Origin of the sequence: Mycobacterium sp., from assembly GCF_035633495.1 — a bacterium.
Taxonomy (GTDB): domain Bacteria; phylum Actinomycetota; class Actinomycetes; order Mycobacteriales; family Mycobacteriaceae; genus Mycobacterium.
On sequence record NZ_DASQEU010000192.1, the window covers coordinates 54,353 to 80,413 of the forward strand.

Here is a 26,061-nt window from a genome sequence, read left to right on the forward strand (position 1 = left end):
GACGTGCGACGGTGATGGCATGGCACATCGCATCATCCAGTGGGGCACCGGCGCGGTCGGCAAGGAAGTGCTGGCGACCATCCTTGATCCCCGATCGGGGCTCGAACTGGTGGGCGTCAAGGTGTACTCCGACGACAAGGACGGCGTCGACGCGGGCGCGCTGATCGGCCGCGAGCCCGTCGGCGTGCTCGCCACGACCGACGTCGAGCGTGTGCTCGACCTCGACGCGGATTGCGTGGTGTACACGCCGCGCCTCACGTCCATCAGCGAGGTGTGCGCCATTCTCGCCAGCGGCAAGAACGTCGTCACGACCGCTTTTCTGTTCCACCCCAACCGTATTCGCCTCAGGGATCGCGACCGGATACTGGCCGCCTGCCTCAAGGGTGGCACCAGCGTGCATGGCTGTGGCCTCAACCCCGGCAACCTGTCGGGCGCACTGCCGCTGGCGTTGTCGGGAATGAGCCGCACCATCGACACGCTCAAGCTCCAGGAGCGTGCCGACTGGTCGGTCTATGACAGCACCGCCATCACGTTCGACAACATGCGCTTCGGCCAGCCGGTCGACGAGATCAGCGTCACCGCAAACGACTTCCTGGCCTTCAACAGCTCGATCTTCACCGAGCAGGTGTGGCTGCTGGCCGATGCGCTGCACGCGGGCATCGACGAGGTGACGGCGAGCGTCGAGGCCGTGGCCGCCGAACACGACCACGAGATCTTCGATCACGTGCTGCGCGCCGGGACCACGTCGGGTCAGCGGTGGAACTGGGTCGGGCGGCGGCAGGGTCGGCCGCTCGTCGAGATCGAGACGTTGTGGACGGTCGGCAACGAGTACCCCTCGCACTGGCCCAAGCCTCAGCACGGGTGGACGCTGACCATCGAAGGCGATCCGTCGATGCGAGCGCACTTCCTGTCGCTTGCGAGCTTCGAACGGGACGCGTCGATGCTGGAGCACGTCAACTCCGCGAACGTCGCGACGGGCATGCAGGTGCTGAACGCAGTGCCCGCGGTGTGTTCGGCCGCACCGGGTTTCGCGACGACGGCGACACTTCCTCAGGTGCGCAGCCTCATTGGCTTCGGCAACGCCTAGCGCACCCCCACGCCGAAACTGCATTCCCTGTCGGCAAGCGGTTGACTTGGCCGCAGGGAATGCAGTTTCGGTGAGCGGTTAGAGCAGGACGAGCAGCTCCAGGTCGGTGACGTACTTGACGATCACCGGCGCCGGGATGTGCGGAATGTCCCTGCCGGGCCCTATCTTTGCGTCCTGCACGGCCGCGCGGAACCGGTCCGTCGGGGCGATCGACCCGTTGATCGGATGCTCCGGTGACTGGTAGTTGTGCAGCAGCGGCAGCAGCTACGCGGCGCGTTGCTTCTCGGGGAGCGCCCGCAGCGTCGTCTCGAAGCGCTGCAACCAGTCGCCGTAGCCCTCGACGCGCCGGATCGGGTAGCCGGCCTCGGCCAGCCAGTCCACGAATTCGTCCATGCCGATGCCGTCGTCGTACGGGTTCATCACGTGGTACGTCTCGAAGCCCTCGACAACGCGCGAGCCCAGCGTCGAGATGGCCTCGGCGATGAACTCCACGGGCAGGCCGTCGTAGTGCGCCCGCTGCCGGTTGCCCTCGGCGTCCAGCTCGTAGAACGACTGCGGCGCAACGCCCGTCGCCACCAGACTGAGCATCATGCGGGTGAACATGTCGGGCAGGTTCAGCTGACCGGCGTACGTCGTATCGGCTAGGATCATGTCGCAGCGGAACACCGACGCGGGCAGACCGTAGTGCTCGTTCGCCTCGGGCAGCAGCACTTCGCCGCCCCACTTGCTGTTGCCGTAACCGTTGGCGTAGCTGTCGTCGACCTTGCGGGTCGCGCTGACCACGCGGACGTCGGCGTCCTCGCTGTTGTCGGCGGGGTTGATACCCGCGCCGACGGCCATCGTGGACACGTAGACGAAGGGCTTGATCTTCGTCGTGAGCGCGATGCGGATGAGCTCCGCGGTGCCCAGCACGTTAGGTCCGAACAGTTCGCTGTACGGCTGCACGTGGTTGACCAGTGCGGCCGGATCGACGGTCAGGTCGACGGTGTCGGCCAGTCGCTGCCAGGTCGCATCGTCCAGACCGAGGTGGGCCTCGCCCTTGTCGCCTGCGAACACCTCGAGGTGCTCGGCTGCCAGCTCGTGGTAGTGCGCCAGCGGCTTCGGGTCTCCGCTGTCGAACGTCGCGCCCAGACGGGCACGCGCCTCTGCACCGGACTTGGCGCGCACCAGGCAGATCACCTTGCCGTCGACCAGGTCCATGCGTTCCAGCCACTCCAGGGCCAGGTATCGGCCCAGGAATCCGGTGGCACCGGTCAGTAGCACCGTCCGCACCTCGGAGGCAGGACCGGGCAACGACGCAGTGGCAGAGAGGGTTTCGGAGTCGACGAACTTGTCCAGCGTCAAGTCGCGGGCGTGCACCTCGGTCGCGTCGCGACCGTGTACGGCGTCATGGGTCGGCCGCTTGCAGCCGCCGGCCCGTTCGGTCTCCACGTAGGCGGCGATGGCCGCCAGGTCGCTGGCCGGGCTGACGATCACGCCGACGGGCACGGCCACGCCGAAGATCTCGTGCAGCAGGTTGGCGAAGGTCAACGCCGACAACGAATCTCCGCCGAGATCGGTGAACTGGGCGTCGGTCTCCAGCACCGGCCGATCGGCGCCGCTTTGGCGCAGAGCGCGCAGTTCGCCCGCCTGGCCGTCGGCCAGGTCGACGTACAGCTGCTCGAGCTCTGCGCCGTAGTGTTCCTTCAGCCGCGGCCAGGCCAGCTTGCGGATGCCGGTCAGCAGACCGTTCTCCAGCGTGAAGGGCGTCGTCTCGACGAGGAAGTCGCGCGGGATCTCGTGGGACTGCAAACCCGCGATGCGTGCCGCTTCCTTGAGCGACGCGCCGATGGCGGACTTGAGTTCATCTGCGCCGTAACGTGACTGGGCATCATCGGTAGGCACCACCGCGGCCAGCAGGTAGGGCCGCGCACTCTTGCCGTCGACGTAGATCTGACGCACCAGAGGGCTGTCGGTGAAGGCCGCCTCGAGCTTGGACACCGTGACGAACTCACCCTGGGACAGCTTGAGCACGTTGTTGCGACGGTCCAGGTACTGCAGGTGGTCGGGGGCGATTTCGGCGACGACGTCACCTGTCCGGTAGTAACCGTCGGCGTCGAACACCTCGGCGGTGGGCCTTCGTCTCCGGATACATCGCGCCTTTGGGCGTACCGGTGCTGCCGGACGTGTAGACGAGCAGTGCGAGCGGATCGTCCCCTTCGCCGACGGCCGGCGTCGTTGCCTCGCCAATGGACACAACGTTAGCAAAACTAAAGATATGCCCCAAAATTCTTGACCCGACAGTTTCCTGTGAACGAGCTTGCTACGCCAACCTTTTGTTACGCTCACTAAGTAAAACGACGGAGAGGTGCACGATGACACGGACCAACGACGACACCTGGGACCTGGCCACCAGCGTGGGCACCACGGCGACCATGGTGGCGGCGGCTCGGGCGATCGCGACCGCAGCGGGTGTGATCGACGACCCGTTCGCAGAACCGTTGGTGCGCGCGGTCGGGGTGGACTTCCTCACTCGCTGGGCTACCGGCGAACTGACCTCCTCGGACGTCGACGAAGAGGGCACCGCGTGGGGCCTGGCGCAGATGCCCGCCGCGATGGCCGCGCGCACCCGATACTTCGACGAGTTCTTCGCCAAATCTGCCGCCGCAGGCATCCGGCAGGCCGTGATCCTGGCGTCCGGCCTCGATGCCCGCGCCTACCGGCTGGATTGGCCGGCAGGTATGACGGTGTTCGAGATCGACCAACTGGCGGTCATCGATTTCAAGACGACGACGCTGTCCGGCCTGGGCGCCGAGCCCAAGGCGGCCCTGCGCACGGTGGCCATTGATCTGCGCGAGGACTGGCCGACCGCGCTCAAGGCCGCCGGCTTCGACACGAAAGAGCCTGCGGCGTGGATCGCCGAGGGCCTGTACGGCTATCTGCCGCCCGAGGCACAGGACCGTCTGCTCGACGCGGTCACCTCGCTCAGCGCGCCTGGCAGTCGGCTGGGCAGCGAGGCCGTGCCGAACACCGCCGAGGTCGACCCCGACGAGGCGCGCGGGCGCATGCGGGACGCCACGGCCAAGTGGCGCGAACACGGCTTCGATCTCGACTTCGTGGACTTGACGTTCGAGGGCGAACGCCACGACGTCGGGCAGTACCTCGATGCGCGGGGCTGGACGTCCGTCGGCACGCCGATGGCCGAACTCTTGGCCGCGAACGGTTTCGATGCGATCCCGCAAACTGACGACGATCAGCCGACCATGAACGGCGTCACGTACTACACGTCGACGTTCGGCTGACGTTCGGCTGACGGCGCCCACAAGTCCCGCGAGCGTGCGTGTCTGCGGACGAAACGCCGACGACGAACGGGAGTTTGCGCACGCTCGCGGGGGAACAATGTGGCGCGCTCAGTCACACGCTGGCGCGAGCGGCTTTGATCTCGAGTTCGGCTGCATAGGCGCCCTCGCCGCGCCCGAGCGAGAAGGTCGCCGCGGTCATCGCCGCCGCGGCGAACACGAGCGCGATCATTTCGTAATTGCCGACGTCGAGTTCCTCGCCGAGCACGACGGCGCCCAGACATACGGCGACGATGGGCTCGAGAACCAGCATCGTCGGCACCGACGTCTGAAGTGCGCCCGCGTGGAAGGCGGACTGTTGCAACAGCGTGGCCACGACACCGAGCAGGACGAGCGCGTAGGGCGCCGGGGTGGCCAGAAGTCCCATGGCGCCGCGCTGGTCCAGCAGGTGCATGACGGCCTTGGTGACGACGGCGACGACGCCGAACAGCACACCGACGCCCACGGCGAACAACACCGCCCGCTGCGAACCCTCAAAGCGCTGCGCAACCACGACGCAACCGACGATCACTACCAGACAGACCACGCCGACGATCGTCGACACCAGGAACGTTGCCGGCCGGTCCGGGGGCCCAGGGCGGGCAAGCAGGATGAACAAGGCCAGTGACACCGTCAACAGTCCCGCCCACAGCCATTCCCGACGGGTGACGCGACGACCTGCGAGCCGGGCGCTGAGCGGCAACGCGAACAGCAGCGCCGACACCAGAAGCGGTTGGACGAGGATCAGCGATCCCTTGATAAGGGCGAGGGCTTGGAACACGTAGCCGGCGACGGCCACCGCAGTGCCGGCCCACCAGATCGGCCGCCGCAACAGGGTGGCGAGCATGCGCGTGCTCACGCTCTGATCAGAGGGCACGTCCATCGTGGCGCGTTGCCGCAGGACGATTCCGACGGCCATGCAGACGGCTGAGCACAGCGCGAAGAGGACGACCAGTCCGTGGCCCAACAACGTCCTAGACACCCTTCATCGGTGATGCGACATCCCCTGTCATTACCACCGTAGAGGTGTCGCTAGCCTGCTTCGACTCGAGCGGCCTGCTCGGCGTCACGGCGCGCCGCGGGATCGATGCGGTCGCCGACCTTGGCTACGACGTCGTCCACGCGGTTGACTGCAACGTCGCACAGATTGCGGACCTTGTCGCCCGCCATGTCGACGTCGTCGGCGGCGCTGAGCAGATACGACCGGACGTTGATCCGCAATTGATCGGTGAAGTGCCGCACCCGTCGGCGAAGACGGTCGTCGACCTCGACGGTGACGTAGGGCAGTACTCGAATTGCCATATCCCGCTCCCCTATTGGATGGCTGGGCGATCGCCTGCGACCAGGTTAGCCGCGGTGGCACAGTTCACAACGTGACCTCGGTCGCCGGACGCGTGTCAACAATCGCCACGTCACATCGGGTTGGCGGTCACCCGACGGTCGCAGGCATCTTGTCCCAACCGCGGATCGTCGACGTCGGGCAGAACTCGGCGCCGACGCTGAATCCTGGGTGTGCGCGCGGTTCGCGATTCTCGTCGAACGCACCGCCATCCGGCCCGAACTGACGGTGGTCGCGGTTGGCCGCGCCGATGAGCATCATCATGGCGCTGCCCTCGGGCACCGCCTGGCCGTAGTACTCGACGTCGCGGGTGACGTAACGCGCGACGTGCGGGGCGGGGGGCTCGAAGCGGACGAGTTCCTCGACGGCCTTGGGAATCAGCGTCGGATCCTCGACGAGCTGGCGGCGTTGATCGGGATGCTCGGCGAGCACCTTTCCGGCCCAGCCGATCAGCGCGTGGTGGTGTCGTTTCCGGCTCCGCCGACGACGTTGAGGTAGGTCAAGAGCTCTTCGCGGGTGAGCTTGCGGGTGGTGCCGGTCTCGTCGGCGAACTCGACGTTGAGCAACTCGGTCATGATTTCGTCGGACGGATTGTCGACCCGCCAGTCGATGTAGTCGGCGAAGATCTCGCCCGTCACCAACCCCTCTTCGGCGGCCTTCATCGGCTTGCCCGCCTCGGTGCGCATCCGCCCGGTGACGTGTTCGCGGACGGCTTCCTGGTCCGCCTCCGGAATGCCGATCAGGGCGCTGATCGTCTTCATCGGCAACTGTGCACCGAGGTCGGTGACGAAGTCGAACTTCCCGGTGCCGACGACGGGTCGAGGCTCTGCGCGCAGTATCCGCGGATCTTCGACTCGAGCAGGGCGATCTTGCGCGGGGTGAACATCCGGGCGAGCAGCTTGCGGTGGATGTCGTGGATCGGGGGGTCCTCGAAGATCAGCACACCCGGCGGGATGGGGATGTTCGCCTTGATCAGTTCGATGATGGCACCCCGAGCCGAACCGAACGTCCCGTGGTCGACGATGGCCTTGTTGACGTCGGCGTAGCGGCTCAGGGCGTAGAAGTCGTGCTGCGAGTTGTAGTAGAGCGGCGCTTCTTCGCGCAGCCGTCGGAACGTCGGATACGGGTCGGCGTTGATCTTGACGTCGTAGGGGTCGAAGTACACGTCACTGGTGGCGCCGACCGTCACGGAGTCCGCCTCTCTGGGCGATGTGCGAGCAACTGCTTACACGCGTAAGTTACAGGCTCGGCGAACGCACGACAAGGTTCCTCGGGGTCAGGTCGACGCGCGCTGGATCAGCCGCGCGACGTTGTCACTGCTCGGCTCGCGCACGGGCGGATAGCCGAGCTCGGTCATCATCGCCGCCGTGGAGACGTCGACGATCGTCTCGGCGTCGAAGGCCACCGACGTCAGGGGTGGCCCGCTGACGGCGCCGAGTGCCCTGGCGTCGACGCCCATCACCGCGAGATCCTCGGGGCAGCGCAACCCGGCTTCGCGCACACCGTGCAGGCACACCATCGCCGTCTCGTCGCTGTCGGCGCACACCGCGGTGACACCGTCGGCGACCCAGCCGCGAACCACGTCGGCGGCATCGGTGCCGTCTCTGGCGACCGTGCCGACGACGAGGTCGGGCAGGCCATGGCGGGCCGCCGCGACGCGCAGGCCCTCCAGCCAGTACTCGCCCAACGGCCGCACGTGTTGGACGTCGGAGAACGCGAACGCCAACCGGCGGTGACCCCTCGAGACGAGGTGCTCGACCCGCATCTCGCCGATCGTGGTGTGCAGCCTTCCCATTGCGTGCAGCTGAGCGCTGCCGAGATGGATCTGCGGGACCCGCGCTTCGGTGACGGCGTCCAGCGCCCGCCCGCTCAGCGGGAACACGCTCGTCACGGCGATCGGATTGAGGTCGGCGATCGCGTCGACGACGTTGCGGCCGTCCTCCGTCTCGAACTGCAGTGACAGCACCACGCCGTGGCGGCCGAGTGCGGCGGTCAGGCGGCTGCCGACTTCGATGAGCAGATCGCCCAACGAGATTCGTGGAACGACGTAGAGGACGACGCCGCTTCCACCGACCGCGAGATTGCGTGCCGCGAGGTTGGGCCGGTAGCCGAGCTCCTTGGCCGCGGCGTGCACCGCCGCCTTGGTCTGCGCCGAGATCGTCTGGCCGGCGACATCGTTGAGCACGTAGGTGACGGTGGCCGGGGAGACCTTGGCGAGCCGCGCGACGTCGGCCTTGGTTGGCCTCGCCGCTCCCCTTACGCCCATCGGGTCATCATGGCAGGTGGTCCGAACCAGGGCTTGGGCGTGTTCAGTTGCGGTTAGCGCAACTGAACACGCCGAAGTCGCCGGGTCGGGAAGATGCGGTAGAGGCGCGCTCGCGGACAACGTCGGGTTCCTCGAGAGTTGAGCCGCCCGGACTTGGGCGTGTTCGGTCGCGGCCAGCGCAACTGAACACGCCGAAATCGCCGGGCGGGAGTAGGTTTCTGGAGTGTTCACCAGACTTCTCAAGCTGCCAATCCAGATCGGTGAGTCCGCGCTGTCGATAGTCGGCGTCAGAACCGGAACCGAGGAGCCGCCGCACGGTGTCGAGAAACTCGGCAACGGTGTCGAGATCCGAACCTACGAGGCGCGCATCGCAGCCGAGACGACGGTGACCGCCGGCGAGGAGGCGGCGCGCAACGCAGGCTTCCGACGGCTGGCCGGCTACATCTTCGGTGCGAACCACGAGAAGACGAAGATCGCCATGACGGCGCCGGTGGCTCAGCAGACGTCGAAGGGCACGAATATCGCCATGACAGCGCCCGTCGCCCAGTCCGCCGGATCGGACGGCGACTGGGTGATCCGCTTCTACATGCCTGGCAAGTGGACGATGGATCGGCTACCGACCCCGGACGACGACCGCGTCCGCCTGGTGAAAGTGCCGCCCGAGACCGTCGCCGTCCTGCGGTTCAGCGGCAGCCGTGATCCTCAGGCCGTGGCCAGCCACCTAGCGCAGCTTCGAAACACGTTGTGCGCCTATGGTTTCGAAGAGAGTGGCGAGCCGATCGCATGGTTCTACGACCCGCCGTGGACGCTGCCGTTGCTGCGCCGCAACGAAGTTGCCATCCCCGTCAGTGCAGTCTCGCCAGGTTCTCCACCGACCGCTTGACGTCGGCGTGGAGCAACCTGGCCACCATCGAGCCCACCGGGCCGTTGAGCAGTACGCCGGAGAGCTCAGCCAGCAGGTGGAACGTCGACCCGGGCTCGTTGTCGGTGATCGTCATCGCCAGGGAGATCCGGACGCCGCCGAAGCCGCGACCGTGCATCTCGATCCGCTTGGGCTCGTCGTACCCGGTCACCTCCCAGTGGATGGTGTTGCGAAATCCCTTCACCTTGATCAGGGACGACACCTCGGTGCCCTGCTCGACGACGTCGGGCACGGGACTGCGCCAACCACCGAAGATGGTCAGCCACTCGTCGAACCGGTGCAGGTCGGACGCCAGCTTCCACGCGGTGTCCGGTGAGAGGTTCGAGGTCACTGACACGTCGACACTGGCCATGCCCGTTTCTACCCTGCGCTGACGTCGGTCAACCAGAAATGCGTCACGCAGGCGGAGTGGCGCCGAGCACTCTGAGCAGATCGGGCTTCATCGCCTGCAACTGCGAACCCCAGTAAGCCCAGCTGTGCGTGCCGTTCGCGGGGAAGTTGAAGACCGCGTTGCGCCCACCCGCCGCGAGGTACAGCTTCTGGAATTCCTTGTTGGTGTTAATGGTGATGTTCTCGAGGAACTGCGCGCTGTACTGGACGCCGAAGTCCCCGGGCGCGTCGAGATCCGAGGTCCGCCCGTTGCCGCAGTAGATCCAGATCGCGGTGTTGTTGGCGACCAGCGTCGGGATGTTCACCATCGGGTCGTTGCGTCGCCATGCGGGGTCACTCGCGACGCCCCACATGTCGGTCGAGTTGTAGCCGCCCGCGTCCTTCATGGCGAAGCCGATCATGGTCGGCCACAGGCCCTGTGACGGGTTGAGGAATCCCGACAGCGAGCCGGCGAAGATGAACTGCGTCGGGTAGAACGCGGCCAGGGTGAGCGCGGCACCACCTGACATCGACAAGCCCACGACCGCGTTGCCCGTCGGTGCGACGCCCTTGTTCGCGGCCAGATAGGCGGGCAGTTCCTGGGTCAGGAACGTCTCCCACTTGTAGGTGCTGGTTCCGGCGCTGCCCGTCGCGGGCCGGTACCAGTCGGTGTAGAAGCTGGACTGCCCACCGACGGGCATCACCACCGAGAGCCCGGACTGATAGAACCACTCGAACGCGGCGGTGTTGATGTCCCAGCCGTTGGCGTCGTCCTGCGCGCGCAACCCGTCGAGCAGATAGACGGCATGCGGCCCGCCACCCTGGAACTCGACGCGGATGTTGCGACCCATCGACGCCGACGGCACGTCGAGTTGCTCGACGGGAAGGCCCTCACGTGAGTAGGCCGCGGCCGTCGGTGTCAGCCCGGCCGTGCCCAGCAGACCCGGCATCATGGCGAGGACGAGCGCGGACACGGTCAGCCGTCGCGTCCACCCGCGTCGAACCCCACCAACGATCGTCGCCAACACCTCTGGATCCCCTCTTTCGCGCATCCGGTCCTCGGCAAGTTAGCAGCGCGGCGAAATCGCACCTCGCCGCCCACGCACGGTGTAATCGGCTTGTTATCGAGGCGTTCCGCGAATGACGACGCATCGAGACATGGGAGCCGCCCGCGTGCCTGCTGTGAGCGATGCGCCAATGACCTGTGAATCGACTCGTGAAACATGCAGCTCGACGTCCGTCACGGCAAACTCGGTTACAACACCAAAGGAGCACGTCCATGTCAGTTTCTGGATCATCCGCCCGGGCGTCGTCTGGACGCCTCGCGCGTCGCCTCACCGGCGGGGCCCTCCTCGCCGGAGGGCTGATCGGCACGACACTGCTCGGAAACCTGCCGTCCGCCTTCGCGAACGAGGATCCGGCGCTCAATCCGCCCAACTGCACCGCGGCGGACCTCGAAGGCGTCAAGACGGGCGTCGACGCCTCGACGTCGGCCTACTTGTTCACCCACCCCGACTACAACTGGTTCGTGACGAGCCTCGAGGGGCTTCCCAAGGATCAGTTGTCGAAGCAGATGAAGGACTATCTGAACGTCCACCCGGATATCAAGAACGACATGACCGGCATCCGCCAGCCGTTGCTCGACCTCAAGAACCGCTGCGGCGCGCCGCCCAGCCCGTAGCCCGGCGCTAGCCGAAACCCGCCAATATGCTGGTCGTTCGCCACCACACGAGCGCAGCGAACAGTGCCAGGAGTGCGAGCGAGAACACCGTCTGGATCAGTACGCGATTGTTGCGGGGCGCATAGGCGAACACCCCGCCCATCGCCGCCCCGGTCAGCAGCCCACCGACGTGGCCCTGCCAGCTGATCGAGGGCACGACGAACGTGATGACCAGGTTGATCACGATGAGCCCGACGATCCACCGCACGTCGAAGTTGAGCCGTCGGGCCAGCGTGAACGTGGCGCCGAAGAGCGCGAAGATGGCGCCGGAGGCTCCCAACGTCGGCACGTTGATCGGCGTGAGCAGGTACACCAGAACCGATCCGCCCAACCCACCCAAGGCGTAGAGCACGATGAAGCGGGTCCGTCCCAGCCAACGCTCGAGGGCTGGACCGATCACCCACAGCGCCCACATGTTGAACAGGATGTGCATCAGGTCCGCGTGTAGGAAGGCCGACGTCGCGAGGCGCCACCACTCCCCGCGGACGGCGATCCCCACCGGCCACAGGACCAACGCCTCGTAGACCCCGGGCACCGCCTTCTGCAGGATGAACATGAGGACGTTGACGGCGATCAGCACGTAGGTGACCACCGGGACGTTCGCCTGCTTGCCGCCGAAGGCCGTCCTGGGTTGCCGTACCGACTTGGCGCCCTCGTTCACGCATTCGACGCACTGGTGGCCGACGGCGGCGGATCGCATGCAGTCGGGGCAGATGTAGCGCTGGCAGCGGGTGCAGCTGACGTAGGTTCCCCGGCCGGGGTGCCGGTAGCAGCTCGGTGGAGCTGCGGGCGCGCTAGGCGTGCTGGGTGTGCTCACACTCCATAGTCTCCCAGCCCCGCGGGGTGCCCCGCCTCAGAAGCGCCACAGCGCCTCTTGAGTGGTACTAGCCACCAGCGAGCCGGACCGGTCGTACATCGACCCGACGACGAGGCCGCGGGAATCGCTGTTGTTCAGCGACCTGACTTCGTAGCGGTGCCAGTCGTGTGGCACGAACGGGCGGTGGAACCACACCGCGTGGTCGAGGCTCGCCGCATAGCCGACGTCGGGCCCCGTCGGCGCGCCCGGCGGCCGCGCCGCGGGGACCGGCCCGAAGTCGGACATGAAGGTCAGGGCGCAGGCTCGGACCAGGGGGACGTCCTCGATGCGGTCCTTCGTGCGGATCCAGAACGGCGGCAATACGAACGGCGAGTCGTCGCCTGGCGACGCGCGGATGTCGAAGCGACCCTTGAACCCCAGGTCGGGGTTCTTCGGGACCGCGTCGTCGAATTCGACGCCGGGCGGCGAACTCGGATGCCAGTCCGCGCCGATCTCCGGCCGATGGAACGACGCGGTCATCTCCAAAATGGTCTTGCCGTTCTGCACCGCGGTGACCTGACGCGTGTCGAACGACCGCCCGTCGCGAGTGCGGACGACGTTCAGTTCGACGTCGACGCCGTACTGACCGCCGCGCACGAAGTAGAGGTGCAGCGACTGCGGGTGCTTGTCCGGCTCGACGGTCGCGCCGGCGGCCGCCAACGATTGCGCGGCGATCAGACCGCCGAAGAGCCGGCTACTGGGCCCCGCCGGCGGTTGCGGAGCGACGAACACATCACCGCCGCTGCCACCGCGCTCGAAGTCCAACAGTCGGGCGATCCAGCTGGGTTCATCGGACTTGACACCTGTCATCGATGGGACACCCTAGCCGAGCCGGCGCCGACACCACGACACGGGGTTGGCCTGACCTGCACCGATGACCTCGTCGCAGTGTGCCGGAAACTGCCTCGCAAAAAGGTGAGGGGAAACGGGGGCGGCGCTGCTCCTACCTGTGAACGCGGCACACGGGCCGCGCCCAATGAAGGGGAACCGCCATGAATGCCAGCATCGACACCGTCCGCCGCCTCACCACCGTCGCCCTGGGCGCAGGCGCCGTCGTCATCGGCGCACTCGCAATGGGTGCACCGGCCAACGCCGGGACCTTCCAGCGCACCTGCGAAACCAACCCTGGCGCGTACGCCACCGGCGCGGTGCGCGGTGTCTTCAGTACCCAGAAGCAGGGTTGGGACCTCGACCAGATCTGCAAGGTCTACGACACCTACGGGAAGCTGCTCGGCACCACGCACCAACCCATCTACGGCTACTTCCGGTACGCCCAGGCGCCGGTCACGCCGCCGGTCCTCAGCAATCAGTAGTTCACCGACGGGGCCGGGCGGGACGTGGTCGACGACGTCCCGCCTGACCACGTCTTTCGCCGTTGCAATGCACGCACGGGGGGACGATGATGAGCTCTTCGGCACACGTTGAGACGTGCTCGGGGGAGGGCCCATGAACGGTCGTCTTTCTTCCTCGACGAGTGGCGCCGACGACGCCGCTCTCGCCCGTGCCGCGGCGGCCGGCGACCGCGCGGCGTTCGCCGAGATCTACGACCGCTACGCCGACCGGCTCCACGACTTCTGTGTCGGAATGCTGCGGGACCGGGACGCGGCCGCGGACTGTGTGCAAGACGTATTCGTGACTGCGGCAACCAAATTGGTTCAACTTAGAGAACCCGACCGGTTGCGATCGTGGTTGTACGCGATCGCCCGCTCGGAGGCGCTCTCCCGCATCCGAGATCGCAAGCGTGAACAGCCAAGCGAGGAACTACCCGACATGCCCAGCGGCGAAGCAGATCCAGCCACCCTGGCGGCACGCGGCGAGCTGGCCGAACTCATCAGGCAGGCCAGCGGCGGACTGACCGACCGCGACCGCGTCGTACTCGAACTGGCGTATCGCCAGGGTCTCGACGGACCCGAACTCGCCGACGCCCTCGGTGTCACGCCTCGCAATGCCAACACGCTGGTCGAACGACTGCGCGACACGATCGCTCGGTCGTTGGGTGCGCTGCTGGTGTGTCGCCGCACGACGGCGGACCCCGACCGCTGCCCCGAACTCGCCGCGATCCTCGACCGGTGGGACGGTGAGTTCACGGTGCTGATGCGCAAACGCGTCGCCCGTCACATCGACGGGTGCGTGGTCTGCGAGGCCGAGCGCGCCCGAATGATCACTCCCGCAGCTCTTCTCGGTGCTACGCCGATCGTCATCCCCGCGCCCGACTGGCTACGCGAGCGCACGCTTGACAGCGCGGTCGTCAACGTCCAGCCCCCCGCGTCCGTGCCCGCCGGGCCCGAGGACGACGCGTCGTGGTGGCCTCCGCGCGACCTGGACACCGACGATCTCGCCGGGCCATCCGAAACCACCGCACCGAAACGGTCGGGATCCGCGGCCAGAGGCGGCCCACTGCGCGCCGGACTCGGCGCGGCACTACTGCTGATCGGCATCGGCGGCGCGGCCGTGCTCGCCGCACCGGCGGCGTTCCGGGTCGTTCCCGCGGACTCGCACGAACCGTTGACCCCGTCCTCGACCACGACCCCCTCACTCCCCTCACTCGCCAAACGCACCGCGCCGAGCGACACCCCGGCGATGCTGCCGTCGCCGATCGTGACGACCACCTTCGTCATGGTCGCGCCATCCACCGAATACACCCCGGAGCCGGTCCCCACCGAGGATCCGCTGACGACGACGCGCGCGCCGAAAACCACTGTCTCCGAACCGATCACCACTCGCTCCAAACAGAGCACGGAGCAGTCCGACGACGGAGGCGATCCGCAGTCGCCACCGGTCATCGACCTTCCCGACGTCTTCGAGCCCCCAGCTGACGACTCCCCCAAACCGCCGACGACGAAGCCCGTGCCGCCGAAGCCCTCGCAGAACGAGCCACCGAAGAAGGACGAACCCGACTGTCCCCCGCAGGACACCACCTGCAACGGCGGCGGCGGGCCGATCTTCAACTGACGAGTGGCGCGACCACGATCACGTAGAGGGCGACCACCGCCAGTGGCGCCACCAACGGAATCCACGGGAGGCCCAGCGGGACGGCTGCGCCGAGCACGCCGACGGCGGAAAGCCCAAGGGCCCCAACCACCGTCGGCGCCGTCAGCGCCACCGCGGCGTCACCTCCCCTGGCATGACGCAGTACCAGGTAGACGGTCGCCGCCACACCCGCGATGGCGGCGACCACCGGCGATGGAGTCGCAAGCGCCAGAGCCACGGCCGTGGCCACCACGCCGAGCGTCGCCGCCACGCGCGAGACGAGTCCCATCACCACCGCGAGCAGCGCGGCCGCCGACACCACGAGGGCAGACCCGCCGCTCTGCACGGTGCCCGCTGCCACCATCAGCAAGCCGAATGCGAAGGACAGCGCACGCATCACGTCACCTCCGCGCCGAGGCGCGACGGCGGCGGCGCGGCACCAGACCCATCACCTGATCCAAGGTCCCGTCGGTCGACCACGCGACGACGTCGACACCGATCGTGCGCATGTCGCGGTACATGAAGGACCGCTGCATCGTCCACATCCGCGCAATCAACGGGTCGTCCAGGTCGTCGAACGGTGCACCGTCGAGCACGTCGACCGCCACCACGACGTGTCCTCGGCGGCAGAGCTCGATCAACGCCAGCGCGAAGTCCGTGTCGAGAAGGGTCGAGAACGCGACGACGACGGCTCCCGGCGGTACGGCCGCACGCGGAACCAGCGTGCCGGTGGTGGTCTCGTGTCCGTCGCCGGCACCGAGAACTGCGTCGAGGACCCGGTAGAACTGACGGCGGCCGATGTCGGCGCCCAACCAGCGTGGTTGCCCGCCGAGTGCGACGACGCCTGCCCGGTCTCCGTTGCGCAGCGCGCTCTGCACCACCTGGACGGCCCCGCGCACCGTGCGTTCGGTCGCTTCGGTGGCGGGCCCCGGCGGTTGGTCGTAGGTGTCGACGACGACGACCACGTCGGCTGCCCGTTCGCTCAGTCGCTCGGTGACGTGCAGGCTGCCCCGGCGGGCGCTGACGGGCCAGTTGACCGTCCGCAACTGATCACCCGGCACATAGGCGCGGATGCCGCCGTACTCGACGCCCCTGCCCACGTGTCGCGTCATGTGCGTGCCGAGGCGATCGAGCAGTTCGGTCCGTGGCAAGGCGGTCGATTGTGCTGGGGCGACGGGAAATACGAAGACTTCCGCCACGACGGGTGCTTCGAGGGCGGCCCGTCCCGCGAGCAGACCGCCCTGCCCGACGACGTCGACCCGCACGGTGATCGGATACCGGCCCCACCGCTCGACGGACAGTACGAGCTCGATCCGTCCCGACGGTCGTCCGGTCACCTCTAGCGAAGCACCCGCAGCCGTGGAGACCGTCAACTCGACCGGCGTTCCGTCGTCGGCCGTCGCCCACACCGCCAGCCGGACCTGCTCGGCCTCGAAGCAACGCACCATTCCGGGTTCGGCGTGGATACGCACGGTGGGCAACGGCCGTTGCCAGCGCAAGGACACCAGCGCTCCGAGCAGCGGGGCAGCGAACACGACCAGCTGCCAACGGGATCCGATCAACGCGACCGCGAGCGCCACCGCGGCGCACGTCGCGATGGACAGTGCGAGTGGCGAAGCGCGCCAGCGTATCTCGACGTCAGTGGTGCGCGTGTCGATCACGTCGCACCACGCGTCCGCGGGACCGGGAGCCGACGCAGCAGCTCCTCGACCACGTCGGACGTGCGCACCTGTCGAACCCACATCTCGGGGCGCAGGCTGATGCGGTGCGCCATGGCGGGGACCGCCAACGCCTTGACGTCCTCGGGAATGACGTAGTCACGGCCGAGCAGAAGCGCGCGGGCGCGCGCCAGTTGGACCAGGTCCAACTCGGCGCGTGGGCTCGCACCGACCGCCACCTGGGGATGCTGGCGGCTGGCCACCGCCAGCGACACCACGTACTGCAGGACGTCCTCGTGCACGGTGACCTGCTCGACCGATTCGCGCATCGCGAGCAGTTCACCAGCGTCGATGACGCGTTCGACGGTCGGCTCGGCTGAACCGCGGTCCAGCCGCCGCCGCAGCATCGACGCCTCGTCCCGCTCGGTCAGATAACGGAGCTCCAGCCTGATCGTGAACCGGTCGAGCTGCGCCTCGGGCAACGGATAGGTGCCCTCGTACTCGATTGGATTGTCGGTGGCCAGCACGATGAAGGGCTCCGGCAATTGGTGGGTGACACCGTCGATGCTGACTTGGCGCTCGGCCATCGCCTCGAGCAGGGCGGCCTGAGTCTTCGGCGGCGTCCGGTTGATCTCGTCGGCGAGAAGCAGATTGGCGAAGATCGGCCCCTGCCGGAACTCGAATCGGCCCGACTGCATGTCGTAGATGGTCGAGCCGAGGAGGTCGGCGGGGAGCAGATCCGGCGTGAACTGCACCCGCTTGAACTCCAGGCCGAGGGCGGCGGCGAAACAGCGCGCGATCAGCGTCTTGCCGAGGCCGGGGAGGTCTTCGATGAGCACGTGCCCGCGGCCCAGCAGCGCCGTGAGGATGAGCGTCAGCGCGGGACGTCTGCCCACGACGACGCGTTGGATCTCGTCGAGCACCGCCTCGCAATGGGCAGCGGTCGTGGTGACCGACAGGGTCATATTCCCTCCAGGCGTTGCAGCACGTCGTTGAGCACTGCGCGCCCGGGGCCCGGCTCCTCGGCCCCGCTGCGCGACACGTTGTCGGGATCCACCCAATGCCACAACTGCTCACCGAACAGCGCGATGGCCGTCGCGTGAAAGACCCTCGGATCTTTGGCCTTTGGCTGCCCCGTCGCGAGCTCGAACTGCCGCGCGAGCATGGGTCGCAGGTACTTGTCCCAGTCCGACCGGGTGGAGTCGGCGCGGGCGATCAGGATCTCGGTCTTCGACCGCCAACGGCGCAACGACTCGGCCGGGTCACGGGCGCGGGAATCGTCGACTGCGGACCCGGCGTCGCGCACCAGAAACCAGCGCACCAGGAGCAGGACGAGCATGGCGGCGGCTGCCCCGGTCCAGAGGACGACGTGCTTGTCGGGGTGGGACAGCGCCATCAGCTGGGCGCCGAGGACCACCACGAAGGCCGCGGCGGCCACCTTCGTCACGCGTGGCTCCGAAGCTCGTCGAGCACCTGCGTGAGGACGGCGACCGCCGCATCGCGGTGCCCCTCGTTCATCACGTGCGGGCTGAACCGCGCCTCCTCGAACAGATCGACCAGTTGCGTCGCACTGTCCGGGGCTAGGGCGTGGTGCTCGACCGCGCGGGCCAGCACCTCCGACGCGGTGTCGAAATCGCGCGGAGCGGCGTCCGGCAGGAGCGACAACTGCCGCTCCATGGCGGCGTAGCAGGCGATGATCGCCTTGCGTGGCTCGCGGGTGAGGTCACCGACCTCGGCGAGGCCGACTTTCGCTGCGCGCGCGAGGGATTCCGATCCAGTGTCCGCATCGGAGGTGGAGTCGTCGTCGAACGCGGTCGGATTCGACGCCGGGGGCGGGCGTTGCCTGCGTGCCGCGATCATCGACCCGACCACGATGACGACGAGGAAGACGACCGTCGCCCCGTAGAGGTACCCGAGCAGGTTGGAGCCCGTGTCCGGTTCCGTCGGCAGGGTCGGAGTTGAGCCGCTGACGTCCGGGGCGGAGTCTGCGGCGTCCGGCGTCGCACCGGGGGTGCCCGCGTCACTCCCGGGTCCGCCGCCGAGTCGGCCGAGCAACATGGAGAGCAGAAGCCAGCCGAGAATCAGCCCGAACGCGACGAGCGCTATCCTCCACGTCGGCCGCCCTCGGTCGCCACGGAGCCAATCGGACCGTGCGTTCCCGCGTGGCGGGGCGGCGCTGCGGTTCCGCAGCCGGGTGACCACCGCGACCGCAACGACGGCGACCGCGGCCACGAGCAGCCCGACGACGCCTGCCAGCGCGATCGGGTTGTCGGCCGCGGGTTCGCGAGGGCCTGGTTCGGCCCCGGGAAGATATCCGCGCAGGGCGGCCGCGGCCACGAAGAGGAGCGCGACCAGGACGGTCACGGGAGCGATACTGCGTGTCCTCCCCCGAGGCTGCACCTGGCCGACGCTACGCGACCGCGTCGGTCATGCGAGGTGTTGGGCGAAGAACGCCAAGATGCGCTGCCAGGCGTCCTCGGCCTCCGGTCGGGAGTACGCGAGTCCGGCGACGTTCTCGATCAACCGCAGCGGCGCGGGCAGACGGAAGTCGTTCATGAACGAATGGCCGACACCCGCGTACTCCTTGACGTCGTACGGCACACCTCCCTCGGAGAGGACCGCCCCGACCTTGGCCGCCGCCCCCGGCAACATCCGGTCCACGGCCCCGTAGCTCGCCACCATCGGACACGAGCTGCGCAGCGACGGATAGTCCGAATCGTTCAGCGGGCCGTAATTCGGTGCGGCGGCGTCGAAGACCCCACGCGGTGCGAGCAGCAGGCAGAACCCGCCGCCCATACAGAAGCCCACCGAGCCGACCTTGCCGGTGCAACGTGCGTCGGCGGCGAGGTACTCGCGCGCCGCGACGATGTCGTCGAGGGCAGCGCCATCGCCGGCGGACAACGCACGCAGCGTGCTCACGACGCACCGCGGCCGGAATCCACGACGGAACAGCGCGGGCGCGAGCGCCAGGTATCCGGCGGCGGCCATGCGGTCGGCGATGCGCTTGATGTCGGCCGACAACCCGAGGGCGTCGTGGATCACGACGACACCCGGCCACGGGCCCTGCCCGTCCGGCACCGCGAGGTACCCGGGCAGCGGACCCGCCGGTGCGGGATAGGTGATGTCGGACATCGCGCTCCTAATTGCGTACGACCGCTATCGCGAAGCCGTCCCACCCCTTGGTGCCCACGGTCTGGATCGCCGCGGTGTCCAGAGCCGGGTGGTCGCCCATCATCGCGAACATCTCCTTGACGGCGCGCGCCTGGAGGTCGTCGGGCGCCGGATCGAGGACCCGTCCGGAGCGGGCGATGTTGTCGATCACGATCACCGCGCCGGGAGTCGCGAGCTCGACCGCCCACTGCACATACGCGGCGTTGTTCTCCTTGTCGGCGTCGATGAAGAACATGTCGAAGCGCTCTTCCCGCACGGCCAGCCTCGGAAGCGTGTCCAGGGCGGCGCCGACGATGATCTCGACGCGGGCGTCGACACCGGCCGCCACCAGGTTCGCCCGGGCCACCTCGGCGTGCGTGTGCTCGCACTCCAGCGTGACCACGCGGCCCCCGGGTCCCACGCCGCGGGCCAGGGCGATCGTGCTGTATCCGGCGAGGGTGCCGATCTCGAGCACCCTGGTCGCGTGCGTGATGGTGGCGAGAAGCGACAGCAGCTTGGCGTGCTGCGCCGAGACCTCGATTCGCGGCATGCCCGCGGCGTCGGCCGCCGTGCGAGCCGCGGCCAGAACGTCGTCCTCGGTGTGCAAGAGCTCGCCGAGCATCGCATCGAGCGCCTGCGGGTCTGGGTCGTTCACTCGCATCAGGCTAGCGGGTTCGCGCTAACGCACGCCTTCCTTCGCGTAGACCACGCGCAGCACGTGGCCGACCTCCGGGCCCATGACCGCCTCGGCCAACTCGCAGAACGCGGCGACGAACTCCGGTCCGTGCGGCGGTTCCGCCCGGCTGAGGTGGTGGGCGATCTCGTGCAGCACCACCAGTTCGCGCAGCGCCCACGTGGTGTGCCGATCGGGCACGGCGATCGTGGCGACGCTGCCGTCGTACTCGTAGTGCGCTGCGGTGACGCCGCGGCGGCCCCGCACCGCCAACGGTTCGGCCGTGGGCCAGCGCATCTGCACGGACGGCAGGCCCGTCACGTCGTTCACATAGCGCTGCACCGAGTCCACCGAGGCGAACCGTGCCTCCGGGGGCAAGGTCAGCTGGGCCCCGAAGAAGTCGACGGATTGACTGCCCCGCTCGGTCGCGCGATCGAAGAGCGTCCGCACGAACTGCTCTGCGGCGTAGACCTTGGAGCGCTGCGCGTCCCGCGGCACCGGCCCGTTAACGGTCCAAGGTCTTTCGCGCCCCGGCGAACTCGGTGCTCGGCCCGAGCCGGGCTCGCCGTCCCGCCCGGTCACCGGCACGGCGAGCCGCCGACGAGTAACCCGCCGAGGCACTCGAGGCGCGCCAGGTGCCACGCGCCTTGGACGCCTCGCGGTAGAAGCTCTTCAATTCGATGTCCTTGTTGCGCAACGCGATTGCCGTACCTGGCTGCTGATCGCGACCGGTGGTGGCGGCCTGTCTGGCCTCCTCGCGAGCCTCCGACAGCCGCTGCCCGACGCGCGCTCCGAACGCCAGGTGAAAGTTCAGGCGTGCCGTGATGGTCGGGGTGGGCCGGTGCTCGCCGGTGGCGATGTACGCGTCGGACGCCTTCACCATCTGCACCACCAGGCTGGCGTAGAGCGCGTGTGTGGCGTCGATGTCCTCGGCGAAACCGTAGGCGTACACGAACGTCGAGTTGGACGCGACGTCACACTTCACGTCGTTGGCCATCGCGATCGCCACGAAAAGTTGAACGTAGGTGCGCAACCCCTTGCTGCCCGCCTCCCCGATGGTGATCGTACGTTGGACGGGCACCTGCGCCGGACTGCGCGTCGACGAGTGCGCCCTGGCCACGGCGAGGTCGATCGACGTGGTGGTCGCGAGTCGTTGCGCAGCCGACAGGAACGCTTCGGCTTCGTGGGGGTTGTCGGTGTTCTCGGCTTGGCGCAGGAGGGCTGCGATGCGCGCCAGCATCTTGTCGTCACTCATGTCGTCAAGCTATGGAACCAGTACGACTTTTCCGCGGGCGTGCCCGGTCTGCAGATACCGGTGAGCTTCGGACGCCTGATCGAGCGGAAACACCCGGTCCACCGTCACGTCCAGCGCACCCGTCGCCGCGAGCCTGATCAATTCGACCCGGGAGGCGTCACGGATCGCCTGACCGCCATCGGCCCCGGTCAGCGCCGCAATGCCCAGCTCCGCTGCGCGGGCGAAACCGGCGATCGTGGCGATGCGGCCGCGATCGGCGACGAGCTCCACCGAGGTGTCCAGGGCTTCGTCCGTGCCGACGAGGTCGAGCGCCGCGTCGACGGGGCCGATCGCGCGCACCCGGTCAGCCAGTCCCTCGCCGTACGGGACGGGTTCGGCGCCGTATCCGCGCAGCTGATCGTGCCGCGCGGGGCTTGCCGTGGCGATCACCTTCGCTCCGCGCGCGACCGCGAGTTGCACTGCGAAGAGCCCCACGCCGCCGCTGGCCCCGTGAATCAGCACGGTGTCGCCCGTCCCCACTCGGGTGTTCGTCAACAGGTGCCACGCGGTGCCGCCGACCAGGAGTAGTCCCGCGGCTTGCTCGAAGCTCAGCGACGGGGGCTTGTGTCCCAAGTCAGCCGCGTCGGCGATGACCCGCTCGGAGTAACCACCGCTGACGTTGGTGACGATCACCTCGTCACCGAGTGTCAGTGGCCCGGTGTATCCGGCAGCTCCCGGCGTGATCTTTGCGACGACCCCCGCCACCTCCATGCCGACCGGCATCGGCAGTCTGGCGGCGTCACGGCCCATCTCGCCGCCGTAGAGCTTGTAGTCGATCGGATTGGCCCCTGCGGCACGGACGTCGACGAACACCTGCCCTTCGCTGAGCTCGGGCAGCTCGATGTCTTGCAGCACAAGAACTTCCGGCCCGCCGTAAGCTTCCGCGACCACTGTTCTCGTCATGGGTGGGAGTCTAGTCACTACTTGTCGACGAAGGCGTCCAGCGCGGTTACCAGCTGAGGCGACAGCGGGTCCTGCTTGGCGTAGTTGCCGACGTTGTCTGTCGGGTCGTCGCGCAGGACGTGGTTGACGCCCTTCAGTTGGACCACGGTCACTGCGGTGTGGGCGAGCGCGTCGAAGAGCGGCTGCTCGGCGGGGCACGTGGCCTGACTGTCCGAGTCGGAACAGGTGGCCAGGACGGGCATGCCCGCGGGCAGGTCGGCCGCCAAACTCAGCGGATCGATCCCGTCGGCCTCGACGACGGCCCTGACGTTGGACGGGTTGAGGATGGCACCGAGCCCCTCGGGCAACTGAGCGGGCACGGTGCGCTTCGTGCGCGCTTCGTCGACGGCGGCGTTCCACGTCGTCAGCACCGCGTCGGCTTGCTGACGCGTCTTGGCACCCGCGGCCACGTCCGCGTCCAGTCCGGTGCGCACGCGCCCGGTGATGATGTCGAGGTATCGGCCCGCGAGGGGTTGAAAGAGCCCCAGCGAGTGGATCTTCGGCGCGTCGGGAGCGGTGTCGTTGGCCAGCGACATGGCATGGACGGTGCCCTCCCCGAGGGCGTAGACGGAGATGCGAGCCTTGTCGGTGCCCGGCTGGCCTGCGAGGTACCGGACCGCGGCCTTGGCGCCCAGGTCGTAGACCGCGCTGCCGACCTCGGTGGGACGCAGCGCGTACGGGCCGAGCCCGGTCTTGCCCGTGCCCACCTTGTCGTAGCGCAGGGTGGCGATGCCCTTGCCCGATAAATACTCCGCCAGCTGACGCATGTTGCCGACGGGTCCCGCGACCGCGTTGTCGCCGTTGCGATCGGTGTTGCCGCTCTCCGAGATCAGCAGCGCCGCCGGACCGGGCGCGGCGTCCGCCTGATGCCGGTAGGTGCCGTAGATGGTCAACCCGTCCGCGACGAAGCTGACGTCGTCCTCGACCCAGCCCTGCCGCGGCGGCGTGTCGTCCTTGCCACCGCCGCCACCGGACGAGCAGCCCGCGGCCACCAGCACCACCGCGATCAGCCAGAGAATCTGTCGCGCAACACTTTTCACAGGTGCACCTCGATCCACGACACGACGTCGTCGAGCACGATGGCGCGCTCCGGTTCGTTGAACACCTCGTGATAGAGCTCGGGGTACACCTTCAAATTGGCGTCGGTCGAGCCGACGCACTCGATGAGCCTGCGGCTGCCGTCGACGGGGATCAGCTTGTCCTGACCGCCGTGCACGACGAGCAGTGGAGCCGTCAGCGACGCCGCGCGCTGCGGCATCGTCGTGCCGACGCGGATCAACGCCTTGGCGATTCCCGCGGGCAGCTTGCCGTGGTGAACCATCGGATCGGCCTCGTAGGCGGCCACCACCTGCGGGTCGCGGGACACCGCGTCGGCCGGAAGGTTCTCCACGGGAAGTCCGGGCAGAATGCTGCCGAGCACTCCTGCGACCGTGATCATCACCGACGACACCGCGTCCTGGGCGTACACCGCTGGCCCGGACAGCACCATCGCGGCGTAGTCCTCGGGGTGCTCGACGCCGTAGGTGAAGACGACGCCGCCGCCCATGCTGTGACCGAGCGCCACGCGCTTGAGTTCGGGGTGCGCGGCGGTGGCGATGCCGACCAGGTGGTGGAAGTCGTCGGTGTACTCGGACAGGTTCTTCAGGTAGACGCGTTTGCCGCCGGAGCGGCCGTGTCCACGCAGGTCGATGGCGTAGGTGATGAGCCCGCCCTCGCCGAAGCGTTGCGCGACGTGGTCGTAGCGGCGGGCGTGCTCGGCGTAGCCGTGGCACATAATCACCACACCCGTCGGTTCAGTGGTGGGAGTCCACACGTCGTAGACGATGCGGACTCCGCCGGCACCGTCGAAACTGCGTTCGCTGCGGGTGGTGGCCATCAGGGGAGACTAGCGGGCCGGGCTAAATGATCGGGACGACGACGGTGTCGCCTGTCACAGGTTCTCGGTAGGCTCTTCGGCGTGAGCGTGCTCGCCGAAAGCTTCGAATCGAAAGACGCCTTCCTCGCCGATGCGCAGCGTTACCGGCGGGAGCTCATGGCGCACTGCTACCGCATGACCGGGTCGATTCACGACGCCGAGGACCTGGTGCAGGAGACGTATCTTCGCGCGTGGAAGTCCTACGAGGGGTTCGAAGGCCGGTCGTCGATTCGGACCTGGCTGTACCGCATTGCGACCAACACGTGTCTGACCGCGCTCGACGGGCGTCAGCGTCGCCCGCTGCCCACCGGGCTCGGCGCTCCGAACTCCGACCCCAAGGCCGACATCGCGGAACACCACGAGATCACCTGGCTCGAGCCGTTGCCGGACTCGCCGCGTGAGCATCCGTCGGATCCGTCGGTGATCGTGGAGTCGCGGGAGTCGGTGCGTCTGGCGTTCATCGCTGCGCTGCAACATCTTTCGCCGCGCCAAAGGGCGGTTGTGGTGCTGCGCGAGGTACTGCAATGGAAGGCCGCCGAGGTCGGTGAGGCGATCGGGGTGTCCACCGCGGCGGTCAACAGCCTGCTTCAGCGGGCTCGCGCGCAGCTCCGCGAGATTCAGCCAAGCCAGGACGACGACATCGCAGCGCCCGAGTCGCCGGAGGCGCAGGACATGCTGGCGAAGTACATCGCCGCGTTCGAGACGTATGACATGGACCGGCTCGTCACGCTGTTCACCGACGACGCGATCTTCGAGATGCCCCCGTTCGACAGCTGGTATCGGGGGCCTGCGGACATCGTCACGCTGTCCAAGGTGCACTGCCCCGCCGAGGGACCCGGTGACATGCGCTTCGCCAGCACCACCGCCAACGGGCAGCCGGCCGCCGCGCTCTACATGCTCAACCGCGAGACGGGTGCGCACGAGGCCTTCCAGATGCACGTGCTCTCCGTCCAGCCGAGCGGCGTCTCGCACGTGGTGGCGTTCCACGCCGAGGACGGCATCTTCGAAGAGTTCGGGCTGCCCGCGACGCTCTGACGCCGAGTGGCCACTTATGCCACGCGATCGCCCAAAATGCGAGTGATAACTGGCCATTCGGCCCCGGCTTGACGCAGCGCTTGGCAGGTTCTGCTCGTGATCACGCCGGGGCGATAGCGCAACATGTCGGCACTCACCCGAATGATGAGCCACCCTCGGGCCAGCAGCTCCGCAAGACGGTCGATGTCGCGACGGTGCTGGCGCGGGTCAGACCAATGCTGCACACCGTCGTATTCGACACCTACCTTGAACTCCTCGTAACCCATGTCGATCCGCCAGTCGTCGACCACGATCTGCGTTCTGGGCCGCGGCAGCCCCGCATCGACGAGGACCAGCCGCGTTCTGGTCTCCTGCGGTGACTCCGCCCCGCCGTCCACCAGGTCGACTACTTCGCGCAACTGTCGTAGCCCTCGAACCCCGCCATGCCGTCGGATGAGCGCCTCGATCGACGGCGCCCGCAGACCCGTCGCATTGGTCAACGCGTCCACCCGGATCACGGCGAGCGTCCGTCCTCGGCGGCGCCCGAGGTCGAAAGCAGTCCTGACGGG

The 26,061-nt window shown here is 67.9% G+C and carries 28 protein-coding genes and 2 pseudogenes; 7 read left to right on the forward strand and 23 right to left on the reverse strand.

Annotated features, from left to right (window positions below):
- The first annotated feature begins 19 nt into the window (after positions 1-19).
- Positions 20-1,087 (forward strand): NAD(P)H-dependent amine dehydrogenase family protein, encoded by a 1,068-nt coding sequence (locus tag VET27_RS27300; protein WP_526523255.1) that lies wholly within the window; start codon positions 20-22, stop codon positions 1,085-1,087.
- Between the two features lie 78 nt (positions 1,088-1,165).
- On the opposite strand, the pseudogene VET27_RS27305 reads toward VET27_RS27300, so the two are convergent.
- Both VET27_RS27305 and VET27_RS27310 read right to left on the reverse strand, forming a co-directional pair.
- Positions 1,166-3,214: pseudogene (locus tag VET27_RS27305) on the reverse strand (thioester reductase domain-containing protein); the annotation flags it as partial.
- Entirely contained in the window at positions 3,156-3,323 is a 168-nt protein-coding gene (locus VET27_RS27310) for an AMP-binding protein (protein ID WP_526523256.1), read from the reverse strand. The pseudogene VET27_RS27305 and the gene VET27_RS27310, both read right to left, overlap by 59 nt.
- Positions 3,324-3,441: 118 nt before the next feature.
- Between VET27_RS27310 and VET27_RS27315 the strand changes: the two genes are divergently transcribed.
- The gene (locus tag VET27_RS27315) at positions 3,442-4,368 is read left to right on the forward strand and encodes an SAM-dependent methyltransferase (RefSeq protein WP_526523257.1); all 927 of its coding nucleotides are present in this window, start codon (positions 3,442-3,444) and stop codon (positions 4,366-4,368) included.
- 112 nt (positions 4,369-4,480) lie between these two features.
- On the opposite strand, the gene VET27_RS27320 is transcribed toward VET27_RS27315, so the two are convergent.
- The 4 genes and pseudogenes from VET27_RS27320 to VET27_RS27335 form a co-directional block, all read right to left on the reverse strand.
- Complete coding sequence (locus VET27_RS27320; RefSeq protein ID WP_526523286.1) at positions 4,481-5,374, reverse strand: DMT family transporter; 894 nt, start codon at positions 5,372-5,374, stop codon at positions 4,481-4,483.
- Between the two features lie 62 nt (positions 5,375-5,436).
- Positions 5,437-5,706: a hypothetical protein gene (locus tag VET27_RS27325; RefSeq protein ID WP_526523258.1), complete on the reverse strand. Its 270-nt coding sequence runs from the start codon at positions 5,704-5,706 to the stop codon at positions 5,437-5,439.
- A 127-nt stretch (positions 5,707-5,833) separates the two neighbouring features.
- A pseudogene (locus tag VET27_RS27330) lies at positions 5,834-6,932 on the reverse strand (cytochrome P450).
- Between the two features lie 87 nt (positions 6,933-7,019).
- Entirely contained in the window at positions 7,020-8,009 is a 990-nt protein-coding gene (locus VET27_RS27335; RefSeq protein WP_526523259.1) for a LacI family DNA-binding transcriptional regulator, read from the reverse strand.
- A gap of 223 nt (positions 8,010-8,232) precedes the next feature.
- Here VET27_RS27335 and VET27_RS27340 point away from each other — a divergent pair, with 223 nt between their 5' ends.
- Positions 8,233-8,892, forward strand: coding sequence for a heme-binding protein (locus tag VET27_RS27340; RefSeq protein ID WP_526523260.1), 660 nt, complete (start codon positions 8,233-8,235; stop codon positions 8,890-8,892).
- Here the strand turns inward: VET27_RS27340 and VET27_RS27345 are convergent.
- Both VET27_RS27345 and VET27_RS27350 read right to left on the reverse strand, forming a co-directional pair.
- On the reverse strand, positions 8,855-9,283 hold the full coding sequence (locus VET27_RS27345) for a type II toxin-antitoxin system Rv0910 family toxin (RefSeq protein ID WP_526523261.1): 429 nt from the start codon (positions 9,281-9,283) through the stop codon (positions 8,855-8,857). The two genes, VET27_RS27340 and VET27_RS27345, sit on opposite strands and share 38 nt — an antisense overlap.
- 43 nt (positions 9,284-9,326) lie before the next feature.
- A complete protein-coding gene (locus VET27_RS27350; RefSeq protein ID WP_526523287.1) occupies positions 9,327-10,253 on the reverse strand; it encodes an alpha/beta hydrolase in 927 nt (308 codons plus the stop codon).
- Positions 10,254-10,579: 326 nt separating this feature from the next.
- Here VET27_RS27350 and VET27_RS27355 point away from each other — a divergent pair, with 326 nt between their 5' ends.
- Positions 10,580-10,981, forward strand: coding sequence for a hemophore-related protein (locus tag VET27_RS27355; protein WP_526523262.1), 402 nt, complete (start codon positions 10,580-10,582; stop codon positions 10,979-10,981).
- 7 nt (positions 10,982-10,988) lie between these two features.
- On the opposite strand, the gene VET27_RS27360 is transcribed toward VET27_RS27355, so the two are convergent.
- Together VET27_RS27360 and VET27_RS27365 are read right to left on the reverse strand one after the other, a co-directional pair.
- Positions 10,989-11,837 (reverse strand): rhomboid family intramembrane serine protease, encoded by an 849-nt coding sequence (locus VET27_RS27360; protein ID WP_526523263.1) that lies wholly within the window; start codon positions 11,835-11,837, stop codon positions 10,989-10,991.
- A 36-nt stretch (positions 11,838-11,873) separates the two neighbouring features.
- Positions 11,874-12,686, reverse strand: a complete 813-nt coding sequence (locus tag VET27_RS27365; RefSeq protein WP_526523264.1) for an acyl-CoA thioesterase — start codon at positions 12,684-12,686, stop codon at positions 11,874-11,876.
- Between the two features lie 182 nt (positions 12,687-12,868).
- Between VET27_RS27365 and VET27_RS27370 the strand changes: the two genes are divergently transcribed.
- Positions 12,869-13,189 (forward strand): hypothetical protein, encoded by a 321-nt coding sequence (locus VET27_RS27370; protein ID WP_526523265.1) that lies wholly within the window; start codon positions 12,869-12,871, stop codon positions 13,187-13,189.
- Between the two features lie 133 nt (positions 13,190-13,322).
- On the forward strand, positions 13,323-14,828 hold the full coding sequence (locus VET27_RS27375) for an RNA polymerase sigma factor (protein ID WP_526523266.1): 1,506 nt from the start codon (positions 13,323-13,325) through the stop codon (positions 14,826-14,828).
- On the opposite strand, the gene VET27_RS27380 is transcribed toward VET27_RS27375, so the two are convergent.
- The 12 genes from VET27_RS27380 to VET27_RS27435 all read right to left on the reverse strand — a co-directional run bounded on the left by VET27_RS27380 (position 14,821) and on the right by VET27_RS27435 (position 24,439).
- Positions 14,821-15,243, reverse strand: a complete 423-nt coding sequence (locus VET27_RS27380) for a hypothetical protein (protein ID WP_526523267.1) — start codon at positions 15,241-15,243, stop codon at positions 14,821-14,823. The genes VET27_RS27375 and VET27_RS27380 overlap by 8 nt on opposite strands.
- A gap of 4 nt (positions 15,244-15,247) precedes the next feature.
- The gene (locus VET27_RS27385) at positions 15,248-16,507 is read right to left on the reverse strand and encodes a DUF58 domain-containing protein (protein ID WP_526523268.1); all 1,260 of its coding nucleotides are present in this window, start codon (positions 16,505-16,507) and stop codon (positions 15,248-15,250) included.
- A complete protein-coding gene (locus VET27_RS27390) occupies positions 16,504-17,469 on the reverse strand; it encodes an AAA family ATPase (RefSeq protein WP_526523269.1) in 966 nt (321 codons plus the stop codon). Before VET27_RS27390 ends, VET27_RS27385 begins: the two co-directional genes overlap by 4 nt.
- Complete coding sequence (locus tag VET27_RS27395) at positions 17,466-17,951, reverse strand: hypothetical protein (RefSeq protein ID WP_526523270.1); 486 nt, start codon at positions 17,949-17,951, stop codon at positions 17,466-17,468. The genes VET27_RS27390 and VET27_RS27395 overlap by 4 nt, the downstream gene beginning before the upstream one ends.
- Positions 17,948-18,868, reverse strand: a complete 921-nt coding sequence (locus tag VET27_RS27400; protein ID WP_526523271.1) for a DUF4129 domain-containing protein — start codon at positions 18,866-18,868, stop codon at positions 17,948-17,950. The genes VET27_RS27395 and VET27_RS27400 overlap by 4 nt, the downstream gene beginning before the upstream one ends.
- Before the next feature lie 63 nt (positions 18,869-18,931).
- Positions 18,932-19,636: a dienelactone hydrolase family protein gene (locus VET27_RS27405; protein WP_526523272.1), complete on the reverse strand. Its 705-nt coding sequence runs from the start codon at positions 19,634-19,636 to the stop codon at positions 18,932-18,934.
- Between the two features lie 7 nt (positions 19,637-19,643).
- On the reverse strand, positions 19,644-20,315 hold the full coding sequence (locus tag VET27_RS27410) for an O-methyltransferase (RefSeq protein ID WP_526523273.1): 672 nt from the start codon (positions 20,313-20,315) through the stop codon (positions 19,644-19,646).
- 18 nt (positions 20,316-20,333) lie between these two features.
- Entirely contained in the window at positions 20,334-20,825 is a 492-nt protein-coding gene (locus VET27_RS27415; protein WP_526523274.1) for a TIGR04338 family metallohydrolase, read from the reverse strand.
- A 7-nt stretch (positions 20,826-20,832) separates the two neighbouring features.
- The gene (locus tag VET27_RS27420; RefSeq protein ID WP_526523275.1) at positions 20,833-21,582 is read right to left on the reverse strand and encodes a DUF2786 domain-containing protein; all 750 of its coding nucleotides are present in this window, start codon (positions 21,580-21,582) and stop codon (positions 20,833-20,835) included.
- A gap of 9 nt (positions 21,583-21,591) precedes the next feature.
- A complete protein-coding gene (locus VET27_RS27425) occupies positions 21,592-22,524 on the reverse strand; it encodes an NADP-dependent oxidoreductase (RefSeq protein WP_526523276.1) in 933 nt (310 codons plus the stop codon).
- A 17-nt stretch (positions 22,525-22,541) separates the two neighbouring features.
- On the reverse strand, positions 22,542-23,603 hold the full coding sequence (locus tag VET27_RS27430; protein ID WP_526523277.1) for an alpha/beta hydrolase family protein: 1,062 nt from the start codon (positions 23,601-23,603) through the stop codon (positions 22,542-22,544).
- Entirely contained in the window at positions 23,600-24,439 is an 840-nt protein-coding gene (locus tag VET27_RS27435) for an alpha/beta hydrolase (RefSeq protein ID WP_526523278.1), read from the reverse strand. The genes VET27_RS27430 and VET27_RS27435 overlap by 4 nt, the downstream gene beginning before the upstream one ends.
- 51 nt (positions 24,440-24,490) lie before the next feature.
- Between VET27_RS27435 and VET27_RS27440 the strand changes: the two genes are divergently transcribed.
- Positions 24,491-25,513 (forward strand): RNA polymerase subunit sigma-70, encoded by a 1,023-nt coding sequence (locus tag VET27_RS27440; protein ID WP_526523288.1) that lies wholly within the window; start codon positions 24,491-24,493, stop codon positions 25,511-25,513.
- Positions 25,514-25,527: 14 nt separating this feature from the next.
- Here VET27_RS27440 and VET27_RS27445 read toward each other — a convergent pair.
- Positions 25,528-26,061, reverse strand: a 534-nt coding sequence (locus VET27_RS27445; protein ID WP_526523279.1) for an endonuclease domain-containing protein, incomplete at its 5' end; no start/stop codon positions are given.